Source organism: Corallococcus exercitus (assembly GCF_003611585.1).
Classification (GTDB): domain Bacteria; phylum Myxococcota; class Myxococcia; order Myxococcales; family Myxococcaceae; genus Corallococcus; species Corallococcus exercitus.
In genome coordinates this window covers 1-7,048 of record NZ_RAVW01000475.1, presented here as the reverse complement: position 1 = coordinate 7,048, position 7,048 = coordinate 1, and the positions used below count along the sequence as shown (strand labels likewise).

Here is a 7,048-nt window from a genome sequence, read left to right as displayed (position 1 = left end):
CCGCCCCCTCTTCGCCCTGCACCTGCGCGAGCGGCGCCCCGCCGGCGGCCAGAGCCCCATCCGCCGCCTCAAGCTGCGCCACTTCCTCCCCGAGGAGCTGGAGACCGCCCTCACCGCCAGCGGCCTCACCCTGCGCGAGCGCTTTGGCCGCTTCGACGGCAAGCCCTTCGACCTGGAGGACCTGCGGCAGATTGGCGTCGCCGGAACGTGACGCCGACGGCCGCGCGCCTCAGCGCTCGAAGCGGTAGCCCAGCCCGCGCACCGTGAGGAAGTGCCGGGGCGCCTCTGGATCCGCTTCGAACTTCAGCCGCAGCTGGCGCATGAAGTTGTCCACCGTGCGCGCGCTGCCCTCGTAGTGGTAGCCCCACGCGCCGGACAGCAGCTCCTCGCGGGTGAAGGTGCGGCCCGGGTGCGCCAGGAAGTGCGCCAGCAGCTTGAACTCCTGCGCCGTCAGGTCCACGGGCTGCCCGTCGCGCGCCACCGTGCGCTGGGACAGGTCCACCTTCACGTCCCCGAACGTCACCGGCGGCGGCGCGGTGCCCGTGGCCCCGAACCTGCGGCGCAGCACCGCCTTGATGCGCGCGAGCAGCTCCTGGAGCCCGAAGGGCTTCACCACGTAGTCGTCCGCGCCCAGGTTGAGGCCCAATATCTTGTCCGACTCCTGGCCCCGCGCGGACAGCACCACCACGGGCGTGTCGCGGCCGCGCTGGCGCAGCTCGCGAATCACCTCGTAGCCGTTGAGCTCCGGCAGCATCAGGTCCAGCACCAGCAGGTCCGGCGCCTCGTCCAGCGCCTTGGCCAGGCCCGTGCGGCCGTCCTGGGCCTGCAGCACCTCGTAGCCCTCGAAGCGCAGGTTCATGGACACGCCGGTGAGGATGGACAGGTCGTCCTCCACCACCAGGATGCGCCGGGGCTTCTCCTCTTGCGGGACGGACGTGCTCATGCGCGGCTCACCGGGAGCTGGAGGGTGAAGCAGCTGCCCTGGCCGGGCTCGCTCTTCAGCAGGATGCGGCCACCGTGCGCCTCCACGATGCGCTTGCTGATGGCGAGCCCCAGGCCGCTGCCCTCCGTCTTGCGCGTGAGCAGGTTGTCCACCCGGTAGAAGCGCTCGAAGATGCGCCTGCGGTCCTTCCTGGCGATTCCCACCCCGTTGTCCTCCACCGACAGGTTCACGTATCCGCCGTCTCTTTGTGCCCGGAGGGCGATTCTGCGGTTCGTGGGCCCACTGTACTTGTAGGCATTCTGCAACAGGTTGAGCAGCGCGCCCGCCACCGCGACCCGGTCCACGTCCACCTTCGGCAGCCCGTCCTCCACCGCCACGGTGAACTGCATGTCGTCGCCCAGCCGCTGCGTGCGGAAGGCGGCCACCGCCGCGTCCACCACGTCCGTCACCGGCAGCGAGTCGCGCTGGTACACCTTGCGGCCGCTCTCGATGCGCGCCCAGTCCAGCACCCGCTCGATGAGGTCCGACAGCCGCTCCGTCTCCTTCGTGAGCAGGTCCAGCACCTCCTGCTTCTGCGCGGGGTCCTTCAGCCGGCCCAGGGCCAGCATCTCGATGAACATGCGGATGGAGGTGAGCGGCGTGCGCAGCTCATGGCTCACCAGCGACACGAAGTCCGTCTTCATGCGCGACAGGCGCGCCTCGCGGTAGAGCACGCGGCCGGTGTACGCCACGCCGAAGGTGAGCGTCAGGTAGAACAGGCCCAGCAGCACGCCGTACACGACGCGGTTGCGCGTGGAGGCGCTCGCCACCGGGTCCTCGCCCATGGGCAGCACCACCAGGCGGAAGTCCTGCAAGGGCGCGGACAGCACCCGCTCCGCGAGCACCGGCGGCCCCAGCGCGTTCTGCCGCGCCTGGGCCACCTCCGACATCAGCCGGTTGACGAGCCCGCCCTCGCCGGCGGTGTCGCGCGGCACGGGCAGAAGCGTGAAGCGCACGGGCTCCGACGTGGTCCGCCCCTGCGCCTTGTCCGACAGGAGCGCGTCCAGCGCGATGCCCGACAGCCGCACGCCGCGCACGGAGGCGCCCTGGCGCTCGGCGGCCACCATCACCGCGCGGCCTCCCGTGGCGAGCGAGAAGACGGTGGTCACCGTCGGCAGCGAGGCGGCTTCCGGCACCAGCGCCGCCAGGGCCTCCGCCAGCTGCGGATCCTTCGTGCGCACGAGCCCGTTCTCGACGTGGAAGGTGCCCTCCGGGTCGGACAGCTCCTGGTCGTCCGGCAGGAGGAACGCCAGCCGCTCGTTGCCCACCGGCTCCAGCCGTCCGCGGCTGAGCGCGCGGGGCACCTCCGCGGACAGGTCCGCCAGCGTCCCCCGCCACGCGGCCTCCAGGCGTTTCTCCACCGCCGCGCGCTCGTTGATGATGGCCACGACGCCGAAGCCGGACAGGCCGGCCGAGGGCAGCACGACCAGCAGGATGAGCAGCGCGAACGTGCGCCGGAAGCTGAGGATGACGGGCGCGGGACGTGACACGGCCCCCCGTGTCTACACGCGACGGAGGCCGGGTGCTCGCGGCATTTGGGGGGTGGGGGAGCGTTCCCGACATTGTCCGGAGCCATACGGCCGGTGCGGAGGGCATCGACTTCCGGTGGGCGGCTGGGCGAGCATGCGTCCCTCGGGAAGGCGTGTGAGCTGGGCCGGCACGCTCCCGACAGGCCGTGGGGCCGCGCGCGAGGAGGGGCTGGACGCACGCGCGACGCCTTCGCGGGAGGGGATGGCGATTCCGATGCGACGGCAGGGATGGGCCGCGCTGTGCGCGGTGACGACGCTGGTGCTTTCGGGCTGCAAGGAGCGCGAGGTGGCGGGCACCTGGAGCAACGCCTCCGGGTCCGTGGCGCTCAGCCGGGATGACTCGCTGCTCTACGTGGTGGACGCGGACAACGGCATCCTCGCCGTGGTGGACACCGCGCGCCGGGAGAAGGTGTCCGAGGTGCGGGTGGGCCCGCGCCCGGAGCGCGTGACGGTGGGCCCGGACGACACCGTGTACGTGACGAACCGGGGCGGCAGGAGCGTGTCCGTCATCCGCAAGGGTGACGCGGTGGAGGCCGCGCGCATCCCGGTGGGCGTGGAGCCCACGGGGCTCGCGGTGTCGCCGGACGGCAGCACGCTGTACGTGGTGAACAGCGCCACGCGCCAGTCCGCCGCGCGGGGCAGCCTCACCGCCATCGACACGGGCACGCTCACCGCGCGCTGGGAGCTGCCGCTGGGCGAGGAGCCTCGCGGCATCGCGCTGCTGGAGGACGGCCGCAAGGCGGCGGTGTCGCTGTTCCGGCAGGGCGACGTGGTGACGGTGGACCTGTCGGACGCGAACCAGCCCAAGGTGATGCGCGACGGCACGGACCTGAACACGAAGGCCAACCGTCTGCCGTCCACCCGGCCCCTCGTGGCTCCTTCGCCCGCCGTGGCGATGGACACCCCGCTGCCTCCCGGTTCCCAGCAGGGCCCGCGCTCCTTCCGGGCGCGCGGCATGGTGGACCTCCTGAGCGCGCCGGATGGACGGCGCCTCTTCGCGCCGGTGCTGTGGTCGCGCGAGGATCCGCTGGGCGGCCCCGTGGACGGCCGCAGCCCGGATCCGGGCGATTCCATGTACGGCGGCGGGACGCCCTGCGGCGCGGCGGCGGGCGGCGGCGTGGTGGCGGCGGGCCTGGTCACCTTCGACACGGAGGATGAGGCCCCCCGGCCGGTGGTGGACGACCTGGACCAGTGCAGGCCGCCGCCGGAGGAGAAGCCGGACTACCCGACGTCGCTCATCGCGAGCCCCTCGTTCTTGACGCCCCTCCAGGGACCGTCGGCGGCGGTGGTGGACCCCACGGGCGCGTGGCTGTTCCTGGTGAACCAGGAGTCGAACAACGTGGCCATCCTGCCCTCGTTCCGGCGCTCCGGGTCGGACCTTCCGAACGAGTCGAGCCCGGTGCGGCAGCTGGTGGAGGTGGGCGCGGGGCCCAACGGCATCGCGCTCACGCGGGACGGGCACAAGGCGTACGTCTACAACGCGTTCGACCACACGGTCAGCACGCTGGTGAGCGGGTCGGGGGACATCCGCGAAGAGGGCGAGCGCCTGGTCATCGCGGGCGACACGCTGTCGCCGCTGGCGGCGGAGGGCCGGCGGTTGTTCTTCAGCGCGGTGGATGCGCGGATGACCAGCCCGTCCGTGGCGGTGTCCTGCGCGTCGTGCCACCTGGAGGGCCGCGAGGACGGCCACGTGTGGGGCTTCCCGGACGGGCCGCGCCAGACGCCCAGCCTGGCGGGCCGCATGACGACGGCCACGGCGCCCTTCCACTGGAGCGGCGAGTTCTCCGCGCTGGGGGACTTCATGAGCGCCACGGTGAAGGACCGCATGGGCGGCCAGGAACTGGACGCGGACACGGTGGCGAAGCTGGGCGCGTTCATCGACGCCATCCCCGCGACGGACAACGCGTCCCGAGGCGAGCCGCTGACGGCGTCCCAGGCGCGTGGAGCCGCCCTCTTCACGCAGGCGAAGTGCGACACCTGTCACACGGGCACTGCGTTCACGAACAACACCAACGTGGACGTGGGCACGTTCGTGCGCTCCGGCGTGCTGCAGGACGCGGCGGCGGTCATCCAGGCAGGGCTCAACACGCCGTCGCTGCTGGGAGTGGGCCGCACCGCGCCGTACCTGCACGACGGCAGCGCGCCCTCGCTCCGGGCCCGCCTGATGAACGGCCGCGAGACGAACCAGCACGGCATGACGGCGGGGCTGTCCGACGCCGACGTGGACGACCTGGTGGCGTACCTGGAGACGTTGTAGTTGCCTGACCGATGACGGCGGGGGCATGGTCCCCGCCGCTCATGGGTTTCTCCTCACAGGCCACGGATGAATCCCATCCCAGGGTGGGGTATGCGCCCTGGGTGCTCGTGGTGCTGGTCCTGGTCCATCATTTCGGGCTCTGGGCCTGGACGTCCTGGCGCCGGGACATCCCCGTGCTCCTGCTGTTGGACCGCTGGGACTCGCACCACTACAGCACGCTGGTCCTGGACGGCTACTCATGGCCCCTGTGGGCCTTCCTGCCGCTGTACCCGGGGCTGGTCTGGCTGGTGCGGCTGGCGCTGGGGGGCACCCTGCCTCCCCAGGTCGTCGGCACGGCCCTGTCCACGGCATGCCTGCTGGGCTTCGTCGCGTGGAACACCCACCTGGCGCGGCAGGAGCCCGGGCACGAAGGGCTGAGTGCCCGGACGCCTTGGGGATGGTTCGTCTTCCTCTACGGTCCCGCCAGCTTCGCGCTGCACTCGCACCACACGGAGGGGCTCTTCCTGCTCCTGTCGTTCGGGGCGCTGGCGTGTGCCGCGCGTGGGCGGCTGCTGCCTGCCGCCGTGCTGGTCGCGCTCTGCATCTTCACCCGCAACCAGGGCTGCTTCGTGGCGATCGCCGCCGCGCTCCTGGCGGCCATGCGCGAGCCGTCGTGGCGCGAGCGCTTCGTGCGGTTCGGCCTCATGGGGTGTGGGGCGCTGCTCGCGTTCACGGGGCTGCTCGTCTTCGAGTGGAGCCGTTCCGGTGACCCCTTCATGTTCTTGAAGGCGCAGCGGGAGTGGAACCACGTGGACTCGGTCTGGGGCGCCATCCGGGGACTGTGGTTCGGCAATCCCTGGCACCGGGGCTTCAACGGCTGGCTGGTGCTGCGAAATGTCTTCGGGGCGGTGTGGCTGGTGTTCGCGGTGGTGCTGTGGCGCCGCGACCGCGCGCTGGGCCTCTATGCCCTGCTGTCACTGCTGGTGATGCTGCCTCAGGGCGACCTGGGAAACGCCTTCCGCTTCGGCGCGGTGCTCTTCCCGGTGATGTTCGTCGCGGGTGACTGGCTGGCCACGCGCCCCGTGGCCATGCGCTGGACCGTGGCGCTGCTGCTGGTGTGGCTCAATCACAAGGTGACCCACGCCTATGCCATCGCGAAGTGGCCTTACTGAGAAGGGCCGTCAGGCGATGACAGCCTAGCCGGCGTCGGGGACACCGGGCGTGGCCGGCTTCGGAACCACCGGCGCCTTCGCCGCGGGACGCGGGGCGGCGACGGGCCGCGGCGGCACCGAGCCCGAGCCCGCGGGCGCGGAGAGCATGTCCGGCGTTCCCGTGCGCGGCGCGGTGAGGCTGTCCAACGGCTCCAGCGGCGCATCCAGGAGGAGGCTGTCTCCCGCGTCGGCCGGAAGCTCCGTGCCCGCGTCCGCCGTCGGTTCCAGCATGCCGTGGTGCGACGTCACCGCGATGCGGGCCACGTCCAGCGCACGGTCGGGGTCATCCCCCAGCCAGGTCACGACGACGACGCACGGCGTGTCGTCATCCCACGCCACCACCTGCGTCATGCCCTGCACGGGATTGCGGCGCGCGGCGGCCCGGCCCAGCGCTGGAATCTCCTCGCCGCCCGCGTTCAGCGTGGGCGCGAGCAGCGTGCGCACATCCGCGTTCGCGTAGTGCGGCTGGCAGTCATACGCCACCGACACGGCCACGTCCGGGAGCGCCGCCGAACGCAGCGAGCACAGCGGCCCGCACGTGGGACACGCGCGCTCCTCCTTCATCGTGAAGCCGTTCAGCGTGAGGTCGCGCAGGTCCGCCGGCAGCAGCTCCTCGCACGCGGGCACGGTCAGCGTGGACGGCCGTCCCGGCAGCCCGGTGAGCGTCCCCGCATCCGACGTGTTCGTGCCCGCACCGGGCCTGCTGCACGCGCCCAGGGCGAGCGCCATCAGCAGTGCACCCCGTCCGACCCTCATCCCGTCTGCTCTCCTCACCGACGCCATGCGCGCGGGCGCGGATGGTAGACCGGGCCCGGCCCCCGTCATCAGCATTGTGGCGCGGCTGCCGCTTTCCGGACGCGACCGGATGGAGGGAGAGAGGTCGGGCAGGCCGGCCTCGTTCAGGGCCAGAGCGTGGGCTAGGCTGCCTGCCTTCTTCCACCATGCGCCTCCCCGGTCTCCTCACCTTGTCGGTCCTGGCCCTGGCGCCAACCGTTCCCGCGCGAGCCCAGGCGCCCCTTCCTCCCTCCCGGAGCGCGACCCCCGACGAGTCCTGGAGCGAACCCGGCAAGCCCGCTCCCAAGGCCGCACC

General features: G+C 72.1%; 5 protein-coding genes and 1 pseudogene. 3 read left to right on the top strand and 3 right to left on the bottom strand.

Going from position 1 to position 7,048, the window contains the following annotated elements; all coding sequences use genetic code 11:
• Positions 1–211: pseudogene (locus D7W79_RS36150) on the top strand (class I SAM-dependent methyltransferase); the annotation flags it as partial.
• A gap of 18 nt (positions 212–229) precedes the next feature.
• Here the strand turns inward: D7W79_RS36150 and D7W79_RS36145 are convergent.
• Together D7W79_RS36145 and D7W79_RS36140 are read right to left on the bottom strand one after the other, a co-directional pair.
• On the bottom strand, positions 230–943 hold the full coding sequence (locus D7W79_RS36145; RefSeq protein ID WP_120529848.1) for a response regulator transcription factor: 714 nt from the start codon (positions 941–943) through the stop codon (positions 230–232).
• Positions 940–2,472 (bottom strand): sensor histidine kinase, encoded by a 1,533-nt coding sequence (locus D7W79_RS36140; RefSeq protein ID WP_120529847.1) that lies wholly within the window; start codon positions 2,470–2,472, stop codon positions 940–942. The genes D7W79_RS36145 and D7W79_RS36140 overlap by 4 nt, the downstream gene beginning before the upstream one ends.
• Positions 2,473–2,725: 253 nt before the next feature.
• On the opposite strand from D7W79_RS36140, the gene D7W79_RS36135 reads away from it, so the two are divergent.
• Positions 2,726–4,768, top strand: a complete 2,043-nt coding sequence (locus D7W79_RS36135; protein ID WP_120529849.1) for a c-type cytochrome — start codon at positions 2,726–2,728, stop codon at positions 4,766–4,768.
• A 41-nt stretch (positions 4,769–4,809) separates the two neighbouring features.
• Entirely contained in the window at positions 4,810–5,919 is a 1,110-nt protein-coding gene (locus tag D7W79_RS36130; RefSeq protein ID WP_147442228.1) for a hypothetical protein, read from the top strand.
• A 24-nt stretch (positions 5,920–5,943) separates the two neighbouring features.
• Here the strand turns inward: D7W79_RS36130 and D7W79_RS36125 are convergent, their stop codons facing one another.
• A complete protein-coding gene (locus D7W79_RS36125) occupies positions 5,944–6,714 on the bottom strand; it encodes a hypothetical protein (protein WP_147442227.1) in 771 nt (256 codons plus the stop codon).
• Positions 6,715–7,048 lie beyond the last annotated feature (334 nt).

Bases quoted from the DNA above. Each gene is read 5' to 3' on its own strand.
- D7W79_RS36145 (WP_120529848.1), bottom strand. From the start codon at position 943: ATGAGCACGTCCGTCCCGCAAGAGGAGAAGCCCCGGCGCATCCTGGTG.
- D7W79_RS36135 (WP_120529849.1), top strand. From the start codon at position 2,726: ATGCGACGGCAGGGATGGGCCGCGCTGTGCGCGGTGACGACGCTGGTG.
- D7W79_RS36130 (WP_147442228.1), top strand. From the start codon at position 4,810: ATGGGTTTCTCCTCACAGGCCACGGATGAATCCCATCCCAGGGTGGGG.
- D7W79_RS36125 (WP_147442227.1), bottom strand. From the start codon at position 6,714: ATGAGGGTCGGACGGGGTGCACTGCTGATGGCGCTCGCCCTGGGCGCG.